Source organism: Pseudomonas sp. P97.38 (genome assembly GCF_001269745.1).
GTDB lineage: Bacteria > Pseudomonadota > Gammaproteobacteria > Pseudomonadales > Pseudomonadaceae > Aquipseudomonas > Aquipseudomonas chlororaphis_E.
This window is the reverse complement of sequence record NZ_LHVJ01000011.1, coordinates 175,716-200,885: the sequence shown is the minus strand read 5'-3', so window position 1 is coordinate 200,885 and position 25,170 is coordinate 175,716. Positions and strand designations below refer to the sequence as shown.

General features: G+C 64.8%; 13 protein-coding genes. 10 read left to right on the top strand and 3 right to left on the bottom strand.

Going from position 1 to position 25,170, the window contains the following annotated elements; translation table 11 throughout:
* Positions 1 to 77: 77 nt before the first annotated feature.
* Entirely contained in the window at positions 78 to 689 is a 612-nt protein-coding gene (locus AD664_RS06435) for a type II secretion system protein J (protein ID WP_053145271.1), read from the bottom strand.
* Positions 686 to 1,138 (bottom strand): type II secretion system minor pseudopilin GspH, encoded by a 453-nt coding sequence (gspH, locus tag AD664_RS06430; protein ID WP_053145269.1) that lies wholly within the window; start codon positions 1,136 to 1,138, stop codon positions 686 to 688. The genes AD664_RS06435 and gspH overlap by 4 nt, the downstream gene beginning before the upstream one ends.
* 116 nt (positions 1,139 to 1,254) lie before the next feature.
* On the opposite strand from gspH, the gene AD664_RS06425 reads away from it, so the two are divergent.
* Positions 1,255 to 1,689: a type II secretion system protein N gene (locus tag AD664_RS06425; protein ID WP_053145267.1), complete on the top strand. Its 435-nt coding sequence runs from the start codon at positions 1,255 to 1,257 to the stop codon at positions 1,687 to 1,689.
* A 109-nt stretch (positions 1,690 to 1,798) separates the two neighbouring features.
* Here AD664_RS06425 and gspI read toward each other — a convergent pair whose 3' ends face one another.
* Complete coding sequence (gene gspI, locus AD664_RS06420; RefSeq protein ID WP_053145264.1) at positions 1,799 to 2,173, bottom strand: type II secretion system minor pseudopilin GspI; 375 nt, start codon at positions 2,171 to 2,173, stop codon at positions 1,799 to 1,801.
* Between the two features lie 147 nt (positions 2,174 to 2,320).
* Here gspI and gspG point away from each other — a divergent pair, with 147 nt between their 5' ends.
* From gspG to AD664_RS06375, 9 genes are all read left to right on the top strand, one after another.
* A complete protein-coding gene (gene gspG / locus AD664_RS06415; protein ID WP_042732916.1) occupies positions 2,321 to 2,770 on the top strand; it encodes a type II secretion system major pseudopilin GspG in 450 nt (149 codons plus the stop codon).
* A gap of 8 nt (positions 2,771 to 2,778) precedes the next feature.
* Positions 2,779 to 3,765: a type II secretion system minor pseudopilin GspK gene (gspK, locus tag AD664_RS06410; protein ID WP_053145262.1), complete on the top strand. Its 987-nt coding sequence runs from the start codon at positions 2,779 to 2,781 to the stop codon at positions 3,763 to 3,765.
* Positions 3,762 to 4,934, top strand: coding sequence for a type II secretion system protein GspL (gene gspL / locus AD664_RS06405; protein WP_053145259.1), 1,173 nt, complete (start codon positions 3,762 to 3,764; stop codon positions 4,932 to 4,934). Before gspK ends, gspL begins: the two co-directional genes overlap by 4 nt.
* Entirely contained in the window at positions 4,927 to 5,493 is a 567-nt protein-coding gene (gspM, locus tag AD664_RS06400) for a type II secretion system protein GspM (protein ID WP_053145257.1), read from the top strand. Before gspL ends, gspM begins: the two co-directional genes overlap by 8 nt.
* On the top strand, positions 5,490 to 7,856 hold the full coding sequence (gene gspD / locus AD664_RS06395; protein WP_053145255.1) for a type II secretion system secretin GspD: 2,367 nt from the start codon (positions 5,490 to 5,492) through the stop codon (positions 7,854 to 7,856). The genes gspM and gspD overlap by 4 nt, the downstream gene beginning before the upstream one ends.
* A gap of 169 nt (positions 7,857 to 8,025) precedes the next feature.
* Positions 8,026 to 9,444: a type II secretion system ATPase GspE gene (gspE, locus tag AD664_RS06390; RefSeq protein WP_053145253.1), complete on the top strand. Its 1,419-nt coding sequence runs from the start codon at positions 8,026 to 8,028 to the stop codon at positions 9,442 to 9,444.
* Positions 9,444 to 10,655, top strand: coding sequence for a type II secretion system inner membrane protein GspF (gspF, locus tag AD664_RS06385; RefSeq protein WP_053145251.1), 1,212 nt, complete (start codon positions 9,444 to 9,446; stop codon positions 10,653 to 10,655). The genes gspE and gspF overlap by 1 nt, the downstream gene beginning before the upstream one ends.
* Before the next feature lie 519 nt (positions 10,656 to 11,174).
* Positions 11,175 to 12,347 carry a substrate-binding domain-containing protein gene (locus AD664_RS06380; protein ID WP_053145249.1) on the top strand — a complete coding sequence of 391 codons (1,173 nt, stop codon included), beginning with the start codon at positions 11,175 to 11,177 and terminating at the stop codon, positions 12,345 to 12,347.
* A gap of 211 nt (positions 12,348 to 12,558) precedes the next feature.
* On the top strand, positions 12,559 to 25,146 hold the full coding sequence (locus AD664_RS06375) for a filamentous hemagglutinin family protein (protein ID WP_053145247.1): 12,588 nt from the start codon (positions 12,559 to 12,561) through the stop codon (positions 25,144 to 25,146).
* Positions 25,147 to 25,170: the final 24 nt, after the last annotated feature.

The window sequence follows — 25,170 nt, the reverse complement described above, 5'->3', positions numbered from 1 at the left end:
CAGCCGACCTAACGTCTGCAGTTGCACTGGATGCAGCTGTGGGGCATTGATCCTGCTGCCGTTGAATCAGCTTCGCCTTACTCCAACGGCCCCAACACCTGCCGATACCGTTCAGTGCCTTGGGGCGTCTCGCGGGTCAGGCTGATTTCGATGCCGGATGGGTTCTCCTGGCGGTTGCCGCTGAGCTTGCGCCAGCCTTTGTCCTTGTCCCAGTAGCGCAGTCCCGCCGAACTGACTTCATTGAGCACGGCGACTCCGTCACCCGGCGCGGGCAGCGGATAGCGGTCGCGTGCCGGGCCTTGGGCGCGGTAGAGCGTGTTGCCCTTGAGCCACCAGCGCACCCGTTGCAGCGCGCCGTCCCGGGCGGCGGCCACGCGGATCACGTCCAGGCGAAAGCCCTGGCCGTCGGTGCTGCGCACGGTGAGGGCGGGTGGGGCGGTCGAGGGTTCGTCGTCGATGCCGGGCTTGAGTGGCTCGCTCAACTCGATGCTGGCGCGCAGGGCCACGTCGCGCTCCAACTGATTCAACGCCCGCAGCAAGGCCTCGGTCTGCTCGGTACTGGCCTGCAAATGGCTGTCGGCCCGGGTCACGCTGTCCAGCCCGCGCCAGGCGATCAGGCTGACCACCGCCATCAGCAGAATCGCCACCATGACTTCCAGCAGGGTGAAACCTGCCTGCCGACCGTTCATTGGATCTGCACCCGCCCGGCGGCATTGCGTTGCACGCTCAGGCTGTTCTGGCCATCCGACAGGCGGATCTGCAGCGGCTCGCCGAGCCACTCGGCACTCAGCACCACCCGCTGCCGAGGCTCCACGCGAACGTCCATCGACGGGCTCTGCCAGCGACGCGGATGCAACTGGGGATCGTCCTTGAAGCGATCCAGCGCGGTGCCCTGGTCGCCGCGCCGACTGAAGCTGAAACCCTTGGCGTCCCAGCGCCAGGTGATCGGCCGCCCATCCGTGCGCGCTTCGGTCTGGGCCAGTTGCAGCAACTGCACCAGCCGCTCGGCGTCCTGGCGCAGCACCTTCAGCGGGTCCGGCTTGATGCTCAGGCTCACGGCCGCGCTGGCGATGCCGATGATCACCAGCACCACCATCAATTCGATCAGGGTGAAACCGCGTTGCGTGTCCCGGGCCATCGCGCGCTCCTTTGCGTCGGCACCATCCTGCACGGGCAAGATGATAAGGGTGTGAAATAAAACGGAGAGATTTGCCGGGTACGCTGGGGGTCGGAATTAAAAAGGAGATTCAGGCCATGGCGTTCATCGAACGGGTATCCCCGGCGCATATCATCCAGGTGCTGGCGTTGCTGGCGGCGTTGGCCGGGGTGGCGACCTGGTCGTCGCTGTTGCTGACCTCTGCCGAGTCGCGCACGCCGGATGTCGCCCCGCAACGCATGGCCGAGCGTTCGGATAGCCCGGCGCTGCAATGGTTCTCCAACCAGCCGGCGCCGGTGCAGATCAAGGTCAGCGGGGTGATGGCCGGAGCCCATGGCGCCGTGGCGATCCTGAGCCTCAACGAGGGCCCGCCGCGCAGCTTCCTGGTGGGCGAGCGGGTGGCCCAGGGCGTGCGGCTGGTGGCGATCGAGGCGCAAGCGGTGGTGATCGAGCGAGGCAGCGAGCAGACCCGGCTGGCGTTGGCGCAGTTGCCGGATTCGGTGAGTTTGCCAGTCCTGTCCCGGCCACGCTGAACACTGTGGCGAGGGAGCTTGCTCCCGCTGGGCTGCGTAGCGGCCCCAACGCTTTGCGGTCGCTGCGCAACCGAGCGGGAGCAAGCTCCCTCGCCACGACATCCGTGGTTCAGTTTTCCCGAACAACCAACGTCTCCAGCCGCGCCAGCGGCGGGGCCTCGCGGCTGCGGTCCGACACGCTCAGTTCCACCCGCAACAACCGATCGTCCTGCGCCGTGCGCAAGGTCTGTTCGCAGCGCAGCAACAGGCGCCCCTGATTGCAGTCGAACACTTTCAGGCCCGGCGCCAGCCGACCTTCCAATTGCAATTGCGCCAGTTGGCTGCGGGCGGCCAGCAGGGCGATGGATTTGTCGCGCAGCAAGCCATTGCCCTGGGTCATCACCGCCGCCACACGCACCGCGGCCGACATGGCCACGGCGATGATCGCCAGGGCCACCAGCACTTCGATCAGGGTGAAGCCGGCGTGCGAGGCGGGGCGGGGCATGGGGTGGGCTCAAGACAAATGCAGCCCTTGAGGTTAGCCCGCGTTCGTGACCGATTGACGACGCAAGCTCCTGAGCAATTTCAATATCACTGACATATTTTCTTGCAACACTGCGCCTCGTATCGAATCCAGCGAAGGACCGTCGAGATGCAGATCGCCCGTTACAACGCCCGTCCCCAAGGCCCACGCGGGCAGCGGGGCTTCACCCTGATCGAAATCATGGTCGTGGTGGTCATCCTTGGCATCCTGGCGGCCATGGTGGTGCCCAAGGTGCTCGACCGTCCCGACCAGGCCCGGGCGACGGCCGCGAAGCAGGACATTGGCGGGTTGATGCAAGCCTTGAAGCTTTATCGCCTGGACCACGGCAGCTACCCGAGCATGAACCAGGGGCTCAAGGTGCTGGTGGAGAAACCCGCCGACGCCAAGAACGGCACCTGGCGCTCATACCTGGAGCGCCTGCCGAACGACCCCTGGGGCCGTCCCTACAACTACCTCAACCCCGGCGCCAATGGCGAAGTCGACGTGTTCTCCCTGGGCGCCGATGGCCAGCCCGACGGCGATGGCGTGAATGCCGACATTGGCTCCTGGCAGCTCTAAGGACCGTGATGGGAACGAATTCGCCCCTCGCGGCGAAGCAGCGCGGCATGGCGGTCATCAGCGCCTTGCTGATCGCTGCCGTGGTCGCGGTGATCGCCGGTGGCATGCTCACTCGCCAGGCCCTGTTCACCCGCAGCCTGGAAGCCGAGCAGTTGCGCATCCAGGGCAGCGCGCGGATGCAAGGCGGCCTGGCGCTGAGTCGCCAATTACTGTGGGAGGCCCGCCAGCGTGATCCATTGACACGCTTCGGCCAGCCTTGGGCAAAACCCATTGTCCTGCCCGGTTCGAGCCAGGTCGATGCGCCGTTCGAAGGGCAGCTCGAAGATGAGCAGGGTAAGTTCAACCTGCGCAACCTTGTCGCCAATGAACGCGTCGACGAGGAACAATTGAATGCCTTCGAACGGCTCTGCGGGCAACTGGGGATCGCCGCCAGCGTGCGTGAGCGCATCGTCGAGCGCGTCATTGAAGGGTACCCGCGCACGCTGAACCCGGAACGGGCGGACACAGCGCCCACGGGGCGTACCTTCGACAGTGGCCGGGACACCTCGCCTGACGCGGATGCCGCATTGCTCAAACCGACGCGACCGATGCTGCGTACCGTGCGCGACCTGGGCGACGTCAAGGGCGTCACGCCTGCCGTGCTGGCAGCGCTGGCGCCCTACGTGACGATCCTGCCGGCCAATACCTGGGTCAACGGCAACACCGCCAGTGCCCCGGTACTGGCCGCCGCTGTGCCGGGGTTGTCGTTGCAGCGGGCCGAGGCGCTGGTGCGGGAGCGCGAAGGCGGCCATTGGTTCGTCAATCGCGGGGATTTCGTCAACCGCCTGCGCATGCCGGAGCTGGAAACGGCCACGGTCAAGGTGGGCATCACCAGCGACTGGTTTCGCCTGCGCGGCCAGGCCCGCAGCGGTCAACGGCGGGTTGAAGTCGATGCGTTGCTGCAACGCATACAGGACCGGTTGCCCCGGGTGATCTGGTCGAGGGTGGGCGTATGACACGGTTGCGCGTGGCGTTGGCGCCGTTGGCCGAACTGGACCTCGACAGCCCGGTGGCGTTCGCCGCGCTGGACCGCCAGGGCCAGGTGCGCGAGTACGGGCGCAGCAGCCTCAGGGCGTTGGGGCAGGGCGCCCGGAATCTCTCGGTGGAGTGCTTTCTTCATCCCCGCGACAGCCTGCTGACTCGCCTGGAGCTGCCGCTGTTGCCGGCGGCGAAGATCACCGCCGCGGTGACGTGCGCGGCTCAGGCGCTGATGCTCGGCGCCAGCGAACACATGCAGGTGGCTCACAGCCCGCGGGGTGCCGACGGCCACGTCCAGATCGCCTGGCTGGACCGGCAGTCGCTCGCCCGACTGGGCCAGTTGTTGCACCAGGCCGGGCTCAAGTTGCGTGGCCTGTATCCGGCGGCCTATGCCTTGCCCGTGATGGCCGGCCCGGTGGCTTGCATCGAAGACGGTCACTTGTTGCTGCGCCATGGTCCGCAGCAGGCCGAGGTGCAGCCGTTGCAAGAACAGGCGCTCGACGAGTGGTTGATGACCATGGGGCCCGGCTTGCACTGGATCGGCGCGGCGCCGCCCGAGGCGTCGATCACGCCCCTGGCCGACATCCAACGCTGGACCGGCAGCGCGCCGGGCTGGGGCTTGCACGTCGGTCTGTCGCGCAACACGGCCGGGCGCGGCGGTTGGGGCCGGGCGGCGGCCCTGTGTGCCATGGCCGTGGCGGTGTGGGTGGTAGGCCTGAACCTTTACGCCGCCCGTGAGGCGGCCCAAGGCCAACGGCTCAAGGCGCAAATGAGCCAACGGGTGAAGCAGGCGTTCCCGGACTTGCCGGTGGTTCTCAATCCGCTGCAACAGGCCCGGCAACAGATTGCCGCGCGCCAGGACGGTACGGCGACGGACCCCAGCCAACGCTTCGTCAGCCTGATGCAGCAGGCCGGCAGTGCCATGCCGTTCATGAGCGGCAACGCTCAGGCCCTGGTGTTCGAGAACGGCGAGTTGCGCCTGGAGCTCGTGCCCGACGCGCCGAAGGCCGCCGCCGAAGACGATTGGAAAGGCCCCCTGGTCCAGGCCGGCATCGATGTCGTCGCCGTTGACCAGGGCTGGACCTTGCGCATGGCCCAGGCCGGCCAGGCCACCCCCGAAGATACCGCGGAAGACGATGATGAATAAGCCGTCCCTGGCCGTGCTGAGCGTCCGCTGGCAAACCCTGCGCAGCCGCTGCCGGACCTTCTGGCAAGGCCTTGCCGTGCGCGAACGACGGGCCGTGGCCCTGAGCGCGCTGGTGCTCGGCGGTAGCCTGGTCTGGCTGGGATTGATCGAGCCGCCGTTGAAGACCATCGCCTATTGGCAGGCCGAAACGCCGAAGCTGCGCTCACAGACCGAAGCCCTCGAAGTGCTGCTGCGGGACGTCGCCGGGCCGGCGCCAGGCCAGCCGTTGGAAGCAGCCCTGCGCCAGACCCTGGACGCCAGCGGGCTGGGCGATCACTACCAATTGCAGGCGCCCGGCGCCGAAACGGCCAACGCCTGGCAACTGACCTTCACCGACGCGCCGGCCGACGGGGTGATCGGCTGGCTGCTGAGCAACCCCGGGCCATTGTCCCTGGAAGTGTCCGAGGCGCGCCTGCAACGCACCGCTGCGACCGCTTCCACTGGTCTTGAAAATACCGCCGGCACTCTGTCCGGAACCGTTCGCATGCATCAGGCGCAAGGCGCTAAGGAAGCTTCATGAAGGGGGCCCGTTACCCACGTCATTGGCGCAAGGCCGCGCCGCTGTTGTTGCTGGCATTGAGCGCGTGCAACAGCACGCCGCCGGCCTCGCAGCCACCGTTGCTGGTGGACAGCGAACTGGGCGTTCCGTTGGGCAGCACGCAGCGCAGCGGCGACGCGTTGCTCGACCGTCAGCGAGCCCAGGCGGCGCGTGAGCAGAAACCGGTGGTGCGTCACCAGGTCGACCTGACGTCCCGTGCCCGCGAATCGCGTAACCCGCCGCCGGCGCGCAACCCGTTGGGGGATCAGCCGGTCACGTTGAATTTCGTCGAGGCGGACATCCAGGCCGTGGTGCGCGCCTTGTCCCGTTCCACCGGCCAGCAGTTTCTGGTGGACCCTCGGGTCAAGGGCAACCTGACGCTGGTGTCCGAAGGGCAGGTGCCGGCAAGCCAGGCCTACGCCATGCTGCTGGCGGCGTTGCGCATGCAGGGCTTCAGCGTGGTGGACGTCGGCGGCGTGGCCCAGGTGGTGCCCGAGGCCGACGCCAAGCTGCTGGGCGGGCCGATCTACAGCGCCGATAAACCGGCCGGCAATGGCATGCTGACCCGCACCTTCCGGCTGCAATACGAGAACGCGGTCAACCTGATCCCGGTGCTGCGCCCGATCGTCTCACCGAACAACCCGATCAACGCCTACCCCGGCAACAACACCATTGTCGTCACCGACTACGCCGAGAACCTGTCGCGGGTGGCGCAACTCATCGAAGGCATCGACACCCCCAGCGCCATCGACACTGATGTGGTGCCGGTGCAGAACGGCATCGCCGTGGACATCGCGCAGATGGTCTCCGATTTGCTGGAAACCCAGGGCGGCGACCAGACCCAGAAAATCAACGTGATCGGCGACCCGCGCTCCAATTCCATCATCATCCGGGCCGGCAGTCCCGAGCGCACCGAGCTGGCGCGCAACCTGATCTACAAACTCGACAACGCCCAGAACAATCCCAGCAACCTGCACGTGGTGTACCTGCGCAACGCCCAGGCCGGCAAGCTGGCCCAGGCCCTGCGCGGTTTGCTCACTGGCGAAAGCGAAGGCGAGGGCAACGACAATTCCCGTTCGGTGCTCAGCGGCATGGGCGCCAGCACCAACGGCCAAAGCGGACAGAGCGGCACCGATGGCACCAACACCGCCACCGCTAGCGGCTCTTCAAGTCATGGCAACGGGAATGGCTACGGCCAGGGCAGCAGCGGGCAGGGCACGAGCTCGACGAAGAACGAGCAGAACACCGCCTTCAGCGCGGGCGGCGTGACCATCCAGGCGGATGCCACCACCAACACCTTGCTGATCTCCGCGCCCGACCCGCTGTACCGCAACCTACGGGAAGTCATCGACCTGCTCGACCAGCGGCGCGCCCAAGTGGTGATCGAAAGCCTGATCGTCGAGGTCGGCGAAGACGACGCCAGTGAGTTCGGCGTGCAATGGCAGACCGGCAACCTCGGCGGCAGCGGGGTGATCGGCGGGGTCAACCTCGGCGGCAGTGGACTCAACCTCAACGGCAAGACCAGCATTGACGTATTGCCCCAGGGCCTGAACCTCGGGTTGGTCAACGGCACCGTGGACATTCCCGGCATCGGCAAGATCCTCGACCTCAAGGTCCTGGCCCGGGCCTTGAAGAGCAAGGGCGGCACCAACGTGCTGTCGACGCCGAACCTGCTGACCCTGGACAACGAAGCCGCGAGCATCTTCGTCGGCCAGACCATTCCGTTTGTCAGCGGCAGCTACGTCACCGGGGGCGGCGGCACCAGCAACAACCCGTTCCAGACCGTGACCCGCGAAGAGGTGGGCCTGAAGCTCAACGTCCGACCGCAGATTTCCGAGGGCGGTACGGTCAAGCTGGATATCTACCAGGAGGTCAGCAGCGTCGACAACCGCGCTTCGAGCACCACGGGGATTGTTACCAACAAGCGTGCCATCGACACCAGCATCCTGCTGGACGACGGCCAGATCATGGTCCTGGGCGGGTTGTTGCAGGATGGCTACAGCCAGAGCAACGACGCGGTGCCGTGGCTCTCGACCTTGCCCGGCATCGGCGCGCTGTTTCGCAACGAAAGCCGGCAGACCACCAAGACCAACCTGATGGTGTTCCTGCGGCCCTACATCATTCGCGACACGGCCGCGGGGCGCAGCATTACCCTCAACCGCTACGACTTCATGCGCCGTGCCCAGGGCCTGTTGCAACCGGAACGCAGTTGGGCCATGCCCGACATCCAGGCCCCGCAACTGCCGGCGGCATCCCGGGCGATCCCCGGCAGCGCTCCCGCCGCGCTGCAAACGCCCAGGGCGGCGATCAAGGCAGTGCCTGTAACGGAGTCGATCAAACAATGACGACGGTGGCGAGGGAGCTTGCTCCCGCTGGGTTGCGAAGCGACCCCAATCAGGTCGAACCCGAGCGACCGGACACACCTAGGCGCCAGGCATCGGGTCTGCTGCGCAGCCCAGCGGGAGCAAGCTCTCTCGCCACGGTAGGCATGCAGGCCATGGCGCGGGTGCGCTCATGACCACCCTCCCATACGCCTGGGCCAAGGCCCAGCGCCTGGTGTTGCGCCAGGGCGAGGCGGGCGCGGTGTTGGTGGTGTGTCCGTCGACGCCGGGCTGGTCCATCAGCGAAGTGCGCCGGCAATTCGGCGAGGTGCCCCTGGAGCGGGTGCGTGACGAAGAGCTCGATGGCTTGCTCAACACGGCCTACGCCGACACCGGCAGCGCCGCGGCCGTGGTGGGCGCGGCGGAGAACGAGGTGGACCTCGACCGGCTGATGCAAGACATCCCCGAGATCACCGACCTGCTGGACACCCAGGACGGCGCGCCGGTGATCCGCATGATCAACGCCTTGCTCACCCAGGCGGCCCGGGACGAGGCCAGCGACATCCACATCGAGCCCTTCGAGAGCCATTCGGTGGTGCGCTATCGGGTCGACGGCACCCTGCGTGACGTGGTCTCGCCGCGCAAGGCGCTGCATGGCGCGCTGGTGTCGCGGATCAAGATCATGGCCCAACTCGACATCGCTGAAAAACGCCTGCCCCAGGACGGTCGCATTGCCCTGCGCGTGGCCGGGCGTCCCATCGACATCCGGGTTTCCACCGTCCCCACCGGTCACGGCGAGCGGGTGGTGATGCGGCTGCTGGACAAACAGGCCGGGCGCCTGCAACTGGAAACGCTGGGCATGGACGCCGCCGTGCTGGGCAAGCTCGACCACTTGATCCGCCAGCCCCACGGCATCGTGCTGGTCACCGGCCCGACCGGCAGCGGCAAGACCACCAGCCTCTACGCGGCCCTGGCGCGGCTGGATGCCAGCGTCCACAACATCCTCACCGTCGAGGACCCGGTGGAGTACGACCTGCCGGGCATCAGCCAGATCCAGGTCAATGCCAAGATCGACATGACCTTCGCCCTGGCGTTGCGGGCGATCCTGCGCCAGGACCCGGACATCATCATGATCGGCGAGATCCGCGACCTGGAGACCGCGCAGATTGCCGTGCAGGCCTCCCTCACCGGGCACCTGGTGCTGGCGACGCTGCACACCAACGACGCGGTGTCGGCCGTCAACCGCCTGATCGACATGGGCGTGGAGCCGTTCCTGCTGGCCTCGTCGATGCTCGGCGTGCTGGCCCAGCGTCTGGTGCGCCGACTCTGCTCGCACTGCAAGCAACCTGATCCGGCCACGCCGGGCACCTGGCGCCCGGTGGGCTGCCCGAGTTGCAACCAGACCGGCTACAGCGGCCGTACCGGCATCCATGAGCTGTTCTGCATTGACGACGACATCCGCACGCTTATCCATCAGGGCGCGGGCGAGCAGGCCTTGCGCACCGCCGCCCGCGAGGCCGGCATGTTCAGCATGCGCGAGGACGGTGAGCGGTGGGTGCGTAGCGGCGCCACGGCGCTAGAAGAAATCCTGCGCGTGACACGGGACGCCTGATGAATCGCTACCGTTTCGAGGCGGCCGACGCCCAAGGCAAGATCGAATCAGGGCATCTGGAGGCCGACAGCCAGAGCGCCGCGTTCAGCCTGTTGCGCAGCCGCGGGTTGACGGCGTTGCAGGTCGAAGCCGAACGCAGCACGGCCCAGGCCAGCGGGGGCGGGCTGTTCAGTGCCCGGCTCTCGGACAACGACCTGGCCTGGGCCACCCGACAACTGGCGAGCCTGCTCGGCGCGAGCCTGCCCCTGGAGGCAGCATTGAGCGCCACGGTGGAGCAGGCCGAACGCAAGCACATCGCCCAGACCCTGAGCGCGGTACGCGCCGATGTACGCAGCGGCATGCGCCTGGCCGAAGCCCTGGCGGCACGGCCTCGGGACTTCCCGGAGATCTATCGGGCGCTGATCGCGGCGGGGGAAGAGTCCGGCGACCTGGCCCAGGTCATGGAGCGCCTGGCCGATTACATCGAGGAGCGCAACAACCTGCGGGGCAAGATCCTCACGGCGTTCATCTACCCGGGTGTGGTGGGACTGGTGTCGATCGCCATCGTGATTTTCCTGCTCAGCTACGTCGTGCCCCAGGTGGTCAGCGCCTTCTCCCAGGCCCGCCAGGATCTGCCGGGCCTGACCCTGGCCATGCTCACCGCCAGTGACTTCATCCGCGCCTGGGGGTGGTTGTGTTTTTGCCTGCTGGCCGGTGGTTTCTGGAGCTGGCGGCTGTACTTGCGCAACCCGGCGGCGCGGCTCAGCTGGCATGCGCGGGTGCTGCGCCTGCCCCTGATCGGACGGTTCGTGCTGGGGCTCAATACCGCGCGTTTCGCCTCCACCCTGGCGATCCTTGGCGGCGCCGGGGTGCCGTTGTTGCGGGCGCTGGAGGCGGCGCGCCAGACACTCTCCAACGAACGCTTGAGCCTGAGTGTCAGTGACGCCACCGCCAAGGTCCGCGAAGGGGTCAACCTGGCGGCCGCCCTGCGGGTGGAAAAAGTCTTCCCGCCGATCCTGATCCACCTGATCGCCAGCGGCGAAAAAACCGGCTGCCTGCCACCGATGCTCGAACGCGCCGCGCAAACCCTGTCCCGCGACATCGAACGCCGGGCCATGGGCATGACCGCCCTGTTGGAACCGCTGATGATCGTGATCATGGGCGGCGTGGTGCTGGTGATCGTCATGGCGGTGCTGCTGCCGATCATCGAGATCAATCAGTTGGTGCAATGAGCCGAAGCGGCGGGGAGGAAGGCTCACCCTGTGGCGAGGGAGCTTGCTCCCGCTGGGTTGCGAAGCAACCCTGAAGCGAGGTCAGGTCAGCCTGATTCTTCGCAGTGATGGAGCCATGGGGTCGCTTCGCAACCCGACGGGAGCAAGCTCCCTCGCCACAGGAAATCGAAAAAAATTCAGTGCCCATTGCCAACTCCCGAGCCCGCCCCCCATCAAACTCGGGTTCCTCGTTCTGTCATTTTTCCCTTGTCCTGACCACCCGCCGCACGCTGCGCCGCAGCCCCGCCAAACGCCCTCGTTGAACCGGCTGGAAATGCCGGTCCAGAGCCCTCGAACACCCGAGGAAAAAACCCGGAAATCGGCCTTCAGCTCCCGAGGTTTTTTCCTTTATCTGTCACCGGAACCTGCGAATTTCTACGCCATGGCCTCACCCCAACGCCTGCGGCACCGGACCGAGCGCCATGACGGCAAGCCTGCGTCACCCAACCTACGTACGAACACGATGAAAGGAGATTCTTCATGTTTAAGCGCAACGTTCTCGCAGTATCCCTGACCCTCGCCGGCCTCTGCGCCGCCCAGGCTGCCATGGCCGATGTCAATGGCGGTGGTGCTACCTTGCCTCAGCCGCTGTACCAGACTTCCGGCGTACTGACCGCCGGATTCGCCCCCTACATCGGCGTAGGCAGCGGCAACGGCAAACTGGCGTTCCTGAACAACGACTACACCAAGTTCGTGGCCGGCAACACCAGCAAGAACGTGCACTGGGCGGGCAGCGATTCCAAGCTCAGCGCCACTGAACTGAGCGGCTACGTCAGCGCCCACGGTGCGGCCTGGGGTCCATTGATCCAGGTGCCTTCGGTGGCCACCTCGGTCGCCATTCCGTTCAACAAGACCGGCACTGCCAACGTCGACCTGAGCGTCAACCAACTGTGCGGCGTGTTCTCCGGCCGCCTGACCGACTGGAGCCAGATCACCGGTTCCGGCCGCACTGGCGCGATCACCGTGGTCTATCGCGCTGAAAGCAGCGGCACCACCGAGCTGTTCACCCGCTTCCTGAACGCCAAGTGCGCCGAGACCGGCACCTTCGCCGTCACCACCAACTTCGCCTCCAGCTACAGCGGTGGCCTGCCAGCCGGTGCTGTCTCGGCCACGGGCAGCCAGGCGGTGATGACTGCCGTGAACGCCGCCCAGGGTCGCATCACCTACATGAGCCCTGACTACGCCGCGACCACCCTGGCCGGCCTGGACGACGCCACCAAGGTTGCCCGCGTTGCCGGTGTTTCCCCGGCACCTGCCAACGTGTCGGCCGCCATTGGCGCCGTAGCCGTTCCAGCTGCTGCCAACCGCGCCAACCCGAACGCCTGGGTACCAGTGTTCGCTGCAGCTGCCAACCCTAACGATCCAAGCGTCGTGCCTTACCCTACTACCGGCTACCCGATCCTGGGCTTCACCAACCTGATCTTCAGCCAGTGCTATGCCGACGCTGCACAAACCACGCAGGTTCGTGACTTCTTCACCCGTCATTACAACGGTACCGCAGCCAGCAGCAACGACGCCGCCATCACTGCGAACCGCTTCGTACCGCTGCCGGCCGCCTGGAAACAAGCCGTTCGTAGCAGCTTCCTCACCAGCACCAACGCTCTCAGCATTGGTAACACCAACGTTTGCAACGGCATTGGTCGTCCGCTGTAAGCACTCGCTCCAGTTCCACGCAACACCGATCAGCAACGGCGCAAGCCGTTGCTGATTTTTTGCGTAAGGCCCGAACCAACACAGCCACATGAAATATTCATGACATCCGTTCGGTCCCGAGCGGCTGTAACCGCCTATCCCCTATAAGCGACGCTGGCCGCTTGATGGCACTGCGTTGCGCCCCCTGAGAGCAAACCGAAGGATGAGTAGGATGCTGCGCTGCAAACCGATGAAACCGAACGCTCCACGTCGCGATGGCGAATTGTCGATGGGGCGGCTCAAGCCGCTGGCCCAGGCCATTGCCCTGCTGATGGTCGCCGGCAATGCCCAGGCGGCGACGGCGTTCAGTTCGGCCTGGTTTGCCGCCAAGGGCGCGTCCCCGGCCGGTGGCGCGGCGCGGCCGACGACGGCTCAGCCGGGCATGCCGCCGCCCTTGGCCCAACAGCAACGGGCCAATGTGCAGTTGCAGCGTTCGTTGACCAACCTCAACAACACCGTGGCCGCGATCGCGGCCCAGCAAGCGGCGCAGGCGGCCGGGCGGCAAGCGGCGTTCGGGCAGGTGCAGGTCGTGCCCGACGGGCTGGGCGAGGGCGGCCTCAAGGTCGACAACAGCCTGACCCAGGGCTGGCTCAACGCCAAGGGGCCGCAGCAGACCCAGGCCGGCGGCAAGACCACGGTGAAGATCGAGCAGACCGCCGACAAGGCGATTCTCAACTGGGAAACCTTCAACGTCGGGCGTAACACCACGGTGGATTTCCAGCAGCAAGCGGACTGGGCAGTGCTCAACCGGGTCAACGATCCTCAAGCCCGGCCGAGCCAGATCCAGGGCCAGATCAAGGGCAACGGCACGGTGATGCTGGTCAACCGCAACGGCATCATTTTCAGCGGCAGCAGCCAGGTCAACGTGCGCAACCTGGCGGCGGTGGCGGCTAACATCACTGACGAGCAGTTCAGCCAGCGCGGCTTGTACGTCGATGCCACCGGCACCCAGCCAACCTTCACCGATGCAGCCGGCAAGGTCGAAGTGCAACGCGGTGCGCAAATTGAAACCCACCGCGCCGCCACTTCCACCGCAGGCGGTGGCTATGCCTTGCTGCTGGGTAGCGAGGTGGAGAACGCCGGCTCCATCATCACCGCCAAGGGCCAGACCACCCTGGCGGCTGGCGACAGTTTTTATATCCGTCGCGGCCAGGGCACCAGCGGCAACTCGCGCTCCACCACTCGTGGTAATGAGGTGGCGACGTCGCTCAAACCGGGCAGCAGCGCCGGCACGGTGATCAACAGCGGTCTGATCCAGGCCAGCACCGGCGACATCACCCTCACCGGGCATGATGTGCAGCAGAACGGCGTGGTGGTGGCCAGCAGTTCAGTGGACACCCGCGGCACCGTGCATTTGCTCAACGCTTTCAGCGACAGCACCGGCAGCGTGACCCTGGGGCAGGGCAGTGCCACCGCCGTGCTGCTCGACGCCGCGGGCGGCAGTGCACTGGATAGCCAACGCAATGCCGGGCCCGCGGGCCTGGATGGCACGCCGAACAACCTGATCACCGGTCAGTTCAACAACCTCAGCAGCGTGGTCGACCGTAGCGACCAGTCGCGGGTCGAGATCGTCAGCGGTGGCAGCGTCGACTTCCAGAACGGCTCCATCACCCTGGCCACCGGCGGGCAGGTTGCGGTCAGCGCCGCGGGGCGCAGCCTGGTGCGCGATGGCGCGATGATCGACGTGTCCGGCGCCATCGGCGTCAAGGTGGCGATGGAGTCCAATTCCATCAAGGTCAACGTCCAAGGCAACGAACAACGGGATGCGCCGATCAACCGCGAAGGCGGCAAGCTGACCAACAGCGATGTGTGGGTGGACGTGCGTGACCTGGTCTACGTCCCTGCAGGCACCAACGGTTACGCCACCGACCGCTGGTACACAGCCGGTGGTCTGTTGGAAGTCGGCGGCTACCTGGGCACCCGGGGCCACAGTGTCGGCGAATGGGCGGCCCAGGGCGGTACCCTGACGTTTACCGGCAACGACGTGGTGACCCAGCAGGCGGCGCAACTGAACCTGTCCGGTGGCACCCTGGATGTGCAGAGCGGGTACCTGCGCCAATCCTGGCTCAAGGGTGCCAATGGTCGTCTGTATGAGCTGTCCAAGGCCCCGGGTGACATCCTTTACACCGGCATCTACAAGGGTTACGAAGACCACAGCCAGCGCTGGGGCCAGACTGATTACTACTACAACCCGCTCATTGCCCCGCGCGAACGTTTTGAAGCCGGCTACACCGTCGGTCGCGATGCCGGCAAGCTGGTGGTGTCGACCCGCAACGCCGTGCTGGAAGGCCATATCGTCGGCGAGGTGTACCAGGGCGAACGCCAGACCCAGGCGCCGAACCTCAACCTCGACGGCTACCGGCAATCGCAAAACGCCGTGGCCCGTCGGGCCCAGTTGTGGGTGGGCAGCTACACGCCGATCTATGACAAGACCAGTGGCGTGATCAACAGTGGCTTGAACCCCACCTTCGATCAGGTCACCGTCGGCAAGGTGACCGACAAGATTGCCGCAGGCTTGGACCTGACCTCGGCGGTCGGCAGCGACCGGCAAGGCAAGTTGGTGCTGGATAACGCGCTGCTCAATGGCTTCCAGCTCGGCGCAGTCAAGGTAGCGGGGGCTGAAGGCATCAAGGTTGACGGCGCACTCAAGGTAGCCGACGGCGGGGATATCACGCTTTATGCGCCGCAGGTGGAAGTGAACGCCGACCTGACGGCCCGCAGTGGTCGCATTGTATTGGGTAACATCCTCAAGCAGGTCAGGACCGACAATTTCCAGATGGGAGACGTCACGCTTTCACCCGTTACGGGACAGCGGGCGACGGTCACATTGGGCGAAGGCGTCAAGCTGAACACCGCCGGACGCTGGAGCAATCTGCTGCTCGACGGCAACGACCGCCAAGGCCTGCCGTTCATTAACGGCGGCAGCGTGTCCGTGCGTAGCAGTGGCGATATTGATGTGCGGCAGGGCAGCCTGATCGACGTCAGCTCCGGCGCTGCCGTGATAGCCGATGGCAAGACTCGCGGCGGCAAGGGTGGAGACTTGACCTTGACCGCGAGTACCGGTGCATCGTCCGGTAACGGCGACTTGAACCTCGAAGGTGAACTGCGCGGTACTGGCGTCAGTGGTGGCGGGACCTTGAAGCTGGCGGCCAGCAAAGTGCTGATCGGCAACAGCGGCACCGCCCTCGAAGCTGGCACTCTGCAACTGGACGGTGATTTCTTCGACAAGGGTTTCTCGGCCTATGACATCACCGGCAACGAAGGCCTGACTGTGGCCGACGGGACTCGGGTCGATGTGACGATGCCGGTGTACCGTGTTGGTGAACAGGCGTTGGTCACCGGCAGCGACGCGGAGCCGGCCGCTGCCTTGCAGCGCTGGACGCCGGAGCTGTATCAGGAAGACGCGGTCAAAGGTGTCCTGACCCAGCGTCGCGGCGCGAGCCTGAGTCTCACCGCAGGCACGCCAAACTCCGGCGCGGCCGACATGGCCAGTACGGTATTGAGCTTGGGCAAGGGCAGTGTGATTACCGTTGATCCAGGCCAGGGCATCGATGTCCGGAGCAGCGGGCAATTGACCGCCAACGGCACGCTTAACGCCTGGGGCGGGCGGGTCAGCCTTACCGAGTTGAGCGTCGATGATGCGGTTCGCGATCAGGTCAATGCCCAGGGCCACGGTCGTTCCATCTGGCTGGGCGAGCAGGCGCTGATCGATGTATCGAGCCGGGCGATGACAGCTCAGGATATGCGCGGCCAGACCTATGGCCTGGTGCGCGACGGCGGGCAGATTGTCATTGGCGGCCAGATCGATGCCGCGAAAGGATCGACGTCTGCCTCCGAGCTGTTTGTGGTGGTGCGCGACGGTGCCCGTCTGCAAGCTGATGGCAGCCAGGCCGTGCTGGATGTTCCGGGTCAGGGCCGTACGTTGGTAGCGAGCAATGGCGGCAGTATTTCCCTGGCGTCGGCCAATGGCCTGTACCTGGACGGCGCGTTCAGCGCCCGCTCGGGGGGCGGCGGGGCGGCAGGTGGCAGTCTGTCGGTGGCGCTGGAAACCCCCTATTACCTGAAAAGCGCGGTCAATGCCCGAGTGTTGAGTGTTCGTGAACTGGTTCTGAAGCAAGTCGCGCAGGCAAGCCCGCTGGGCGATACAGCTGAAACCTCTGCGGACTCGTTGCTTTATGGTCACGGCCAGCTAGGTATCGATCAGGTCCAGGCGGGTGGTTTCGACAATTTGTCCTTGTTGAGCAACGGACTGATGAGCGTCGATGGCAACCTGTCGATGTCCCTCGGACAAAGCCTGAGCCTGTACGCCCGCAGCTTTGGATTGAGTGCAACCGCGCCAGCCAATACCTGGGTCGAGTTCAATGCACCCCATGTGTTGCTGTCTACTGCGACAGGGCTGGCGACCACTCGACCGAGTTTTGAGCCTTACACCCGGCCAGTGGTCGATGGTGGCGGGGTGTCTCTATTGGCGAACAAGGCGCTGTTTTCCGTCAATGCTGATCTGCTGGATGTGCAAGGCAATGTGATGTTCAGCAGCAAAGGCACAGTGAGGCAGGCCGATGACAGCACTGTGGGACTTGAGCGCGCAGGTTTCGATCAGGTCCAGCTGAGCAGCCGGGGTGATCTGCGATTTCTGGCTGGGTTCTCGAGCGCCGATATGCCTACGGGTTTTACCACGCAATTGCTGACCCCTTCGGACATGCTGTTGCAAGCGGCCCAGCTGTATCCGGCAACCGGAGTCGGGGCTCGGGTGTTGGCGGGGTCTGGTTGGGGCACATCGGATAATGGTACCCCTCTCTACGACCCGGCACGCAGCCTGGTAATCGGGCGCACAACTCAGACGACGCCCCAGGTACCCTATTCGGTATTCGGGCGCTTGCAACTGGGTAGCGCGAACATCGAACAGGGTGGCTTGGTTCGGGCGCCGTTGGGATTGATTGAGGTCGGCACCAACGGCGGTGTAGGGGGGTATGCCATCAGCGATCGGGTAAGTCTGTTGCCGGGCAGCCTGACGTCGGTCAGCGGCTTGGGCCTGAGATTGCCCTATGGCGGCACGGTCGACGGTCAAAGTTATGAGTACGCTGGCAAGAAGGTGGTGTTGCTAGGACAGGGTGCAGTACCCAGTCTAAACGCTGACATTAACATCGGCGTTATTCTGGGCGGGCGATCGGTCACGGCACAGGAGGGTTCGGTGCTTGACCTGTCTGGTGGCGGTGATTTGCTCGGCGCTGGCTTTATCTCAGGCCGTGGTGGTTCTACTGACGCCCGTTTCAATCCGCTGGTACAAATGGGTGCCAATGGCGGTTTCACCTTGCCTGGTCTTTCCAGCAACCCGGTCTACGCCATTGTGCCGGGCAACCAGAGTCAGTATGCGCCGGTCGCTGCCGAAGGTGGCGCGGTGGATCCGAGGGTCGGTCAGCAGATCACCATCGGTGCCGGTGTGCCCGGGTTGGCTGCCGGTACTTACACCCTGATGCCGTCCACTTATGCGTTGCTGCCGGGCGCGTTCCGGGTCGAGGTCAATGGCTTGGCGGGGCAAGGCATCACAACGGGCGCGCAACAGATGCGCAACGGTTCCTGGACCACCGCCGGGGTGTTGTCAGTGGCCAATACCGGTCAGCGTAACAGTTTGTCCAGTCAGGTCATTCTGACGTCGGGGGATGTGCTGCGCCGCTACTCGCAATACAACGAAACGAGCTACGCGCAGTTCGCCGTGGCCGATGCCGCTCGCCTGGGCGTACCCCGGGCAATGGTGCCGGTAGACGCCAAGACCTTGAAACTGAACCTGGCCCCTGGAGCAGGGGATCAAGCATTCTCCTTCAAGGGTATCGGCAAGTTCGCGCCTCAGGCGGGAGGCTTCGGCGGTTCCGTCTCAGTGGTTGGTTACGCCCGGAGCGCGCTGGAGGTGGTTGCGGATGGGCGTGGGGCCACGGCTGGTTTCGAGGGCGTGACCCTCACTGCCGAAAGCCTGAATGCATTGAACGCTTCGCGTCAGGTCATAGGCGGCCTGTTTTCGGTTAGTTACGGTCAAAGCGGAAATTACGTGACTCCGGTGTCTGAGATGTCGCGTAGCGTGACATTGCGTGAAGGTGCGGCTTTAGCAGCACCTGAGGTTTTCCTGTTGGCCAATGGCGGCGAGTTATCGATGGAACAGGGCGCTGTCATCAACACCATCGGTCGTGGCGCGGCTGCTTACGACGCCCGAGCTGGCTTTGTTTACAGTCTCAATAACGACGCCAATATGCTGGCCGCCTCCAATGGTTTGCTCAGCGTACTGGCCCCTCCATCGGGCGGCGCAGGCTCCATCAATATCGGTGGCTGCCGCCTGACGCCTTGCAGTGGCGTCACACGCATTCACTCCGAAGGCAGTATCGTTGCAGGCACCGCTGGCAGCCTGGAACTGGACGACCAGGTGCGTTACGGCACCCGTCACCTGACCCTGGCCCTGAGCAACATCAACGTCGGCACCGCCCAGGCATTGAGCGATGCGTCGGGGCGCAATGTATTGCCTGCCGGTCTGACCCTGAGCCAGACCGTTCTGGATCGCCTGTTGCGCGGGGACACCCAATATGGTGCTCCGGCCCTGGAAACCCTCGAACTGTCGGCCAGTCAGGCGCTGAATTTCTATGGCACCGTCAGCCTCGACACCTATGATTCGACTACCGGTAAGTCGCGCCTGAACAACCTGATGCTCAGCACCCCGGCAATTTATGGCGCGGGCGGCGCCGGCGATGTAGCGACCATCCGCACCGCCAACCTGATCTGGAACGGTGCCGTCGGCGCGCCGGGTTCGGTCATCGTCGGCGGGGCCGGCACCGGCGCCGGTCGCCTGGACATCCAGGCCCAGCGCATCGAGTTCGGCTACGGTGAGTTCGCGCAGCCGAGCTCGGTCACCACGCTGGACCGTCTGGCCCTGGGCTTTGCCAACGTCAACCTCAGCGCCAGCGAGCGTCTGACCGCCAATCACAAAGGCAGCCTGGCGGTCTATCAGACCCAGGGTGCATACGACCCGAAAACAGGTTTCGCCTACAGCGGCGGCAACCTGAGTATCCTCACTCCGTTGTTGACCGGTGAAGCCGGTTCGATCAACCGCATCAGCGCGGGTGGGGCGATCAACGTGGCGGGCGCGGGCGCCAAGCCGGGCGCTGTCTCCGGGCTCGGCGGCGAGCTATCCCTCAAGGGCGCGAGCGTCAACCTGGCCAGTGCGGTGGTGTTGCCGAGCGGCAAGCTGACCTTGAGCGCGACCCGCGACCTGACCCTGGCCGATGAGGCGCTGATCGACGTGGCGGGTCGCACGGTGACTTTCAACGATGTGACGCGCTACAGCGCCGGTGGCGAGGTGATTCTGCAAAGCCAGAGCGGCGACATCCGCCAGGCCGATGGCTCGACCATCGACTTCTCGGCCCGCAACAACCAGGCCGGCCGGCTCAGCGCCGTGGCTGTGGACGGGGCGGCGGGGGTGGTGGACCTGCAAGGGCGGATTCTCGGCAGCAGCACGGGCGAATACGACGCCGGCGGCACCGCCATGCCGCACCTGGCCGGCAGCGTGGAAATCCAGGCCCAGCGTCTGGGCGGCAGCGGCAGTCTCAGTGAGCAGTTCGCGGCGTTGAATCAGCGCTTGAACGATGGGCAGGTCTACGGATCCCGTGGCTTCCAGCTCAAACAGGGCGACCTGGTGATCGGCGACGGGCTTAAGGCCTCGTCGATCAATGTGTCGGTGGACAACGGCAGCTTGCTGGTCAACGGCAAGGTCGACGCCAGCGGCGAGCGCGTTGGCAGTATTTATCTGGCCGCCGGCAATGCCCTGACCCTGGGCAGCGCAGCGGTGCTCGATGCCCATGGCCGACGCCTGCGGGTGGACAGCTACGGCAAGATCATCGACTCACCGAACCGCGCCATCGTGGACCTGACCGCACGCCAAGGGCTGCTGACCCTGGGCAATGGTGCCCGTATCGACCTGCGCCATGGCACCGAGGTGGCGCTGGGCAGTAAACCGGGCATGCATGACGGTCGCGCCCGCGGAACATTGCAACTCAACGCACCACGACTGGGCGGTGTTTCAGGCGGCGACGTGGCAATCGATGCCAGCGGCGCCGTGGATGTCCAAGGCGCCCGTTCGATCGCGCTGGTGGCCATGTGGCAATACGACGATGCACCGTTGGTCAACGTACCGGCAGCCAGCGGCAAGCCTTATCAGGTCATCAATCAAGCGTGGTTGGACGATGTGCATGACGACAACACCGCGTTCATCACTCAGGCCCACGACAACGACGATCTGTTGCAACGCAAACTCGCCGGACTGAACAACAGCCGCTATCGCGATGTATTCCATCTGCGCCCTGGTGTGGAGGTGGTGAGCGCGACGGCCGATGGCGACCTGGTGGTCCAAGGCGACCTGGACCTGTCGCGCTATCGCTATGAGAGCCTCAATCCGCATAACCAACTGGACAATGTCTATGGCTCCGGCGAATCCGCCAGCCTGACGTTGCGCGCCGGGGGCGATCTGAATATCTATGGCAGCATCACCGACGGTTTCGCCCAGCCGCCGGCCAGCAACGATGACAAGGGCTGGGTGCTATTGCCGGGTATTGATTTTGCGGCAGGCGATATCGTCGTGCCCGGTACCGGCGTGATCCTGGCGGAGGACACGGCGTTTCCGGCCGGCTCGGTGCTCAACTTCGACGTGCCGCTCAAGGGCGCCACATTGGCGGCGGGAACGCGCCTGCCGGTAGCCGCGACGCTTGATCAACCTTTGGTACTGCCGGCGGGCACGGTGCTTGCCGCGGCGGTGCATGACGCCTTGGGTAATCTGTTGTTCGCCGCCGGCACTTTGTTGGCTTCGACTCAGACCCTTGATGCGGGCACAGTGCTGGGGGCTGGGAGCCTGCTGGGCAGCAGCGCAACCATTGGCAGCCTGATCTGGCCTAAAGGCGTTGCACTGCCAGGCATTGCGGACGCGCCCCATGGCTTGACCAACGTCGTGCGTCTCAGCGGTCCCCTGGCATTGAATGTGGGTTCGAAAATTCCTTCAGGTACCGACATCAAGCTGCCGGCGGGTGTCGAGTCGGTGCAGTTGCGTGCGGAAGTGGCGGGCAGCAATTGGGCCATTGCGCCAATGCTGGCCGAGGGCTCGCAGTCCTGGTCCCTACGGCTGGTGGCCGGCGCCGATACGCAGGCGGCAGACAGTCGGGTCGTGAAGCCTGTGACGGCTGGCGGGGATCTTCATTTGGCGGATAGTCATTACGGTATGTTTGGTGTGCCTAAGGCTGGCGAGATGTTGTGGACCGAAGCAGGGTCATTGGATTTTTTTGGCGACACCAGCATGGCAGGCCAACCGATTGACTTCGAGGCGATTGGTTACCCAGGGCTATGTACTGATTTACCGGATTTTTGTAAGGCCAGCAGTGGATACATCTGGACTGAAGTAGGGGCTATCGAATGGGGGGATCCGAGTCTCGCCGGTCAACCGATTGATTTTGATGCCATCGGGTACCCGGAATTGTGTACCGAAAATCCCTCTTATTGCCAAGCAGTCGGACAAGCCGATTACAAAGCTGGCAGCCAACGGTGGAGCGTGGTTCGTACCGGCGCGGCTGACCTTGAGCTGTTCTCGGCAGGTGATGTGAAAATGGATTCGCTGTACGGCGTCTATACCGCAGGCAGCTCGGCGAGCGCGACTCATGCCAACGATCCTTACAACCAACCTAAGGCGCTGGGTGCGGAAGGAAAGGTGCTTAACGATGCATTCGGTGACAACGAGCAGTTTGTGAATGGCGGTACTACTAGTCTTTACCGCGCCTGGTACCCGGATTTTGGCGGCAACCTGACTCTGAACGTTGGCGGGAGTCTGATCGGCAATACAATGGACGCGGTGACTAGCAGCGGTAATGCGCGACCCAATCCCGGCGATTTGGGTTATGACACTGCGAATGTCGGGAACTGGCTGTGGCGCCAAGGCAACGGTTCGGTTTCTACCGATACCCAGGCACAACCCGCTGCCTGGTGGATCAATTTCGGGAGCTATACCGCAGCACAGAATGGCAAGGCTGATTTGATGGTTGGATTTACCGGGTTTGGTACCTTGGGCGGCGGTAACCTGAATGTTCAGGTCGCGGGCGATGCCGGGGTGATCGATCAAATGGCGGGTAGCCTTCTTGAGTCGCGCAGCAACAGCCGCAGTCAAGGATTGGTGCTTGCCGTAGGCAGTACCGGGCGTGTGGGCGCCGATGGCAGTCTGCAATTGACCGGCGGCGGCGATCTCAATCTGCGGGTGGGCGGTGCCTTGAATCCCGGGAGCTTGTTCACGAGCGGGCATCTCAACGGTGCGGTCATCAACCTGCGGGGGCACGCGCAGATCGATAGCGGTGCCATTGGCCGAATCGATCTTCGCTATGGCAACGCCGCCACTGTGCAGTCCCCTCGAGAGACTCGGGCATACGACTCCTTCAAATCCACACGTGGCGACGCCACCGGTGGGCTGACTCTGATGCCGGGCGACGCCACTTTCAATCTATCTACCCTGGGCGATCTCGTCGTTCAGGACGTTGCAGACCCAGGTCGGGCATTGATGATGAGCGTGTCTCCATTCAAAAGTGGCGCGATTAACGGATCGGGTGTGAGCTGGTTTACGCTGTGGACTGCCAACACGGCGATTGATCTATGGACGTCGGGAGGTAACCTGACGCCTCTGACGTTGGGGCTGGATACGGACCTTGCAATGGTCTACCCCTCAATCCTGCGGGCTGTGGCGGCCAGTGGTAGCCTGTATTACGGCAGGGCTAAGGAGATAGGTACCAGCGCAGTCTACGACGCTAACAATCTTCCAGCGCTGCTGCTCGCACCTGGCCCTAACAGTGAATTGCAATTCCTAGCCGGCGATTCCATCTACGGCGGCGACATGTCGGTCAGTCGTTCCGGTGCCGCATCGGCCGCTTTGGCTACGCCATTCCGGCCAGCCTATGTCGGTTCTGTCGATAACGGCATCAGTATCAAAGTCAGCAATCTTTCGGCCGACGGTAATCCCGTGCGCCTTAGTTCGAACATGCTGCCGCTGTTTGCCTTCGACACCAGCAGCGCTTCCAGCGAATGGGCCCTCAATGCCGATCCTGCTCGCTTCTATGCACTCGAAGGCGATTTGCTGGCAGTCACCACCGGGCGGTCGATGACGTCGGTTTCCACGGCCAGATGGCCGGGGCGAATTGCATATGAAGGCGCTGGAGCTGTCCGGATGATGGCTGGGCGAGACATCGTCAGCAGCGGGGTTCCGCTGGCCGGATCGCACAGTGATAACGCTGAAGCGGGGAACTACACCGTCTCCGGCAACCTCTTCATCCACAACAACCCCACCGACATTTCCATCGTGTCAGCCGGGCGCGACATCCTCTACAGCACCTTCAACGTCGCCGGTCCCGGCCTGCTGGAGATCACCGCCGGGCGCAATATCCAGATGGATGACAAAGTCAGCATCACCAGCCTCGGCGCCGTGGTAGCGGGGGACTCACGTCCGGGTGCGAGCCTGGTGCTGCAAGCCGGTGCCGGCCTCGACGGGCCGGACTACGAGCGCTTCGTCAAGGCCTACCTGGACCCGGCGAACCAGGCCTTGGCCAGTGCTTCCCTGGCGAGCCAGGACGGCAAGGTGGCCAAGACCTATGAGCGCGAGCTGGTGGCCTGGCTGGAGAAACGCTTTGGCTTCAGCGGCGATACCGACCAGGCCCGTGCCTATTTCGCGGCACTGCCGGCCGAGCAGCAGCGGGTGTTTGCCCGTGACGTGTACTTTGCCGAGCTCAAGGCCGGCGGCCGCGAGTACAACGAAATCGGCGGTGTGCGCCAGGGCAGCTACCTGCGGGGCCGCGAGGCGATCGACTTGTTGTTCCCGACCAAGGACGTGGCGGGCAATCCGATCACCTACAAGGGCGACATCACGATGTTCGGCGGGGCGGGGGTGCACACCGATTTCGGCGGCAGTATCCAAATGCTCACCCCGGGCGGCGGACAGACCTTCGGCATCGAGGGCAACGCGCCGCCGTCCACCGCCGGGGTCATCACCCAGGGTGAGGGTGATATCCAGTTGTATGCGCAGAACAGCATCCTGCTTGGGCAGAGCCGGATCATGACCACCTTTGGCGGTTCGATCCTTGGCTGGTCGGCCCAGGGCGACATCAACGCCGGTCGCGGTTCGAAAACCACCGTGGTCTATACGCCGCCCAAGCGGTTGTACGACACCTGGGGCAACTTGACGCTGTCGCCTTCGGTACCGAGTACCGGCGCCGGCATCGCCACCCTCAACCCGATTGCTGAGGTGGCGCCGGGGGACATCGACCTGATCGCGCCGTTGGGCACCATCGATGCCGGCGAGGCGGGGATCCGGGTCTCGGGTAACGTCAACATCGCGGCATTGACCGTGGTGAACGCGGCCAACATCCAGACCCAGGGCAAGGCCTCCGGCGTGCCGTTGGCGGCTTCGGTAAACACCGGGGCCATCACCTCCGCCAGCGCGGCAGCGACCTCGGCCACCCAGGCGGCCGAGGACGTGACCCGCCAGCAGCAGAACGCGGCGCGGCAGAACCAGGCGTCGGTGTTCACCGTGCAGGTGGTGAGTTTCGGCTCCGAGCAGTTGGCCCCGTCCCGCGACGGCGCCAGCCGCGAGGCCCCTCGCGCCTACGACCCGGCCAGCCCGGTGCAAGTGCTCGGCGCCGGGCCACTGGACGAACAGACCCGGCAGCGCTTGACCGAAGAGGAGCGGGGGCGGTTGAGTCTGTGACCGTGGCAGACCGGGCCTGCCCCT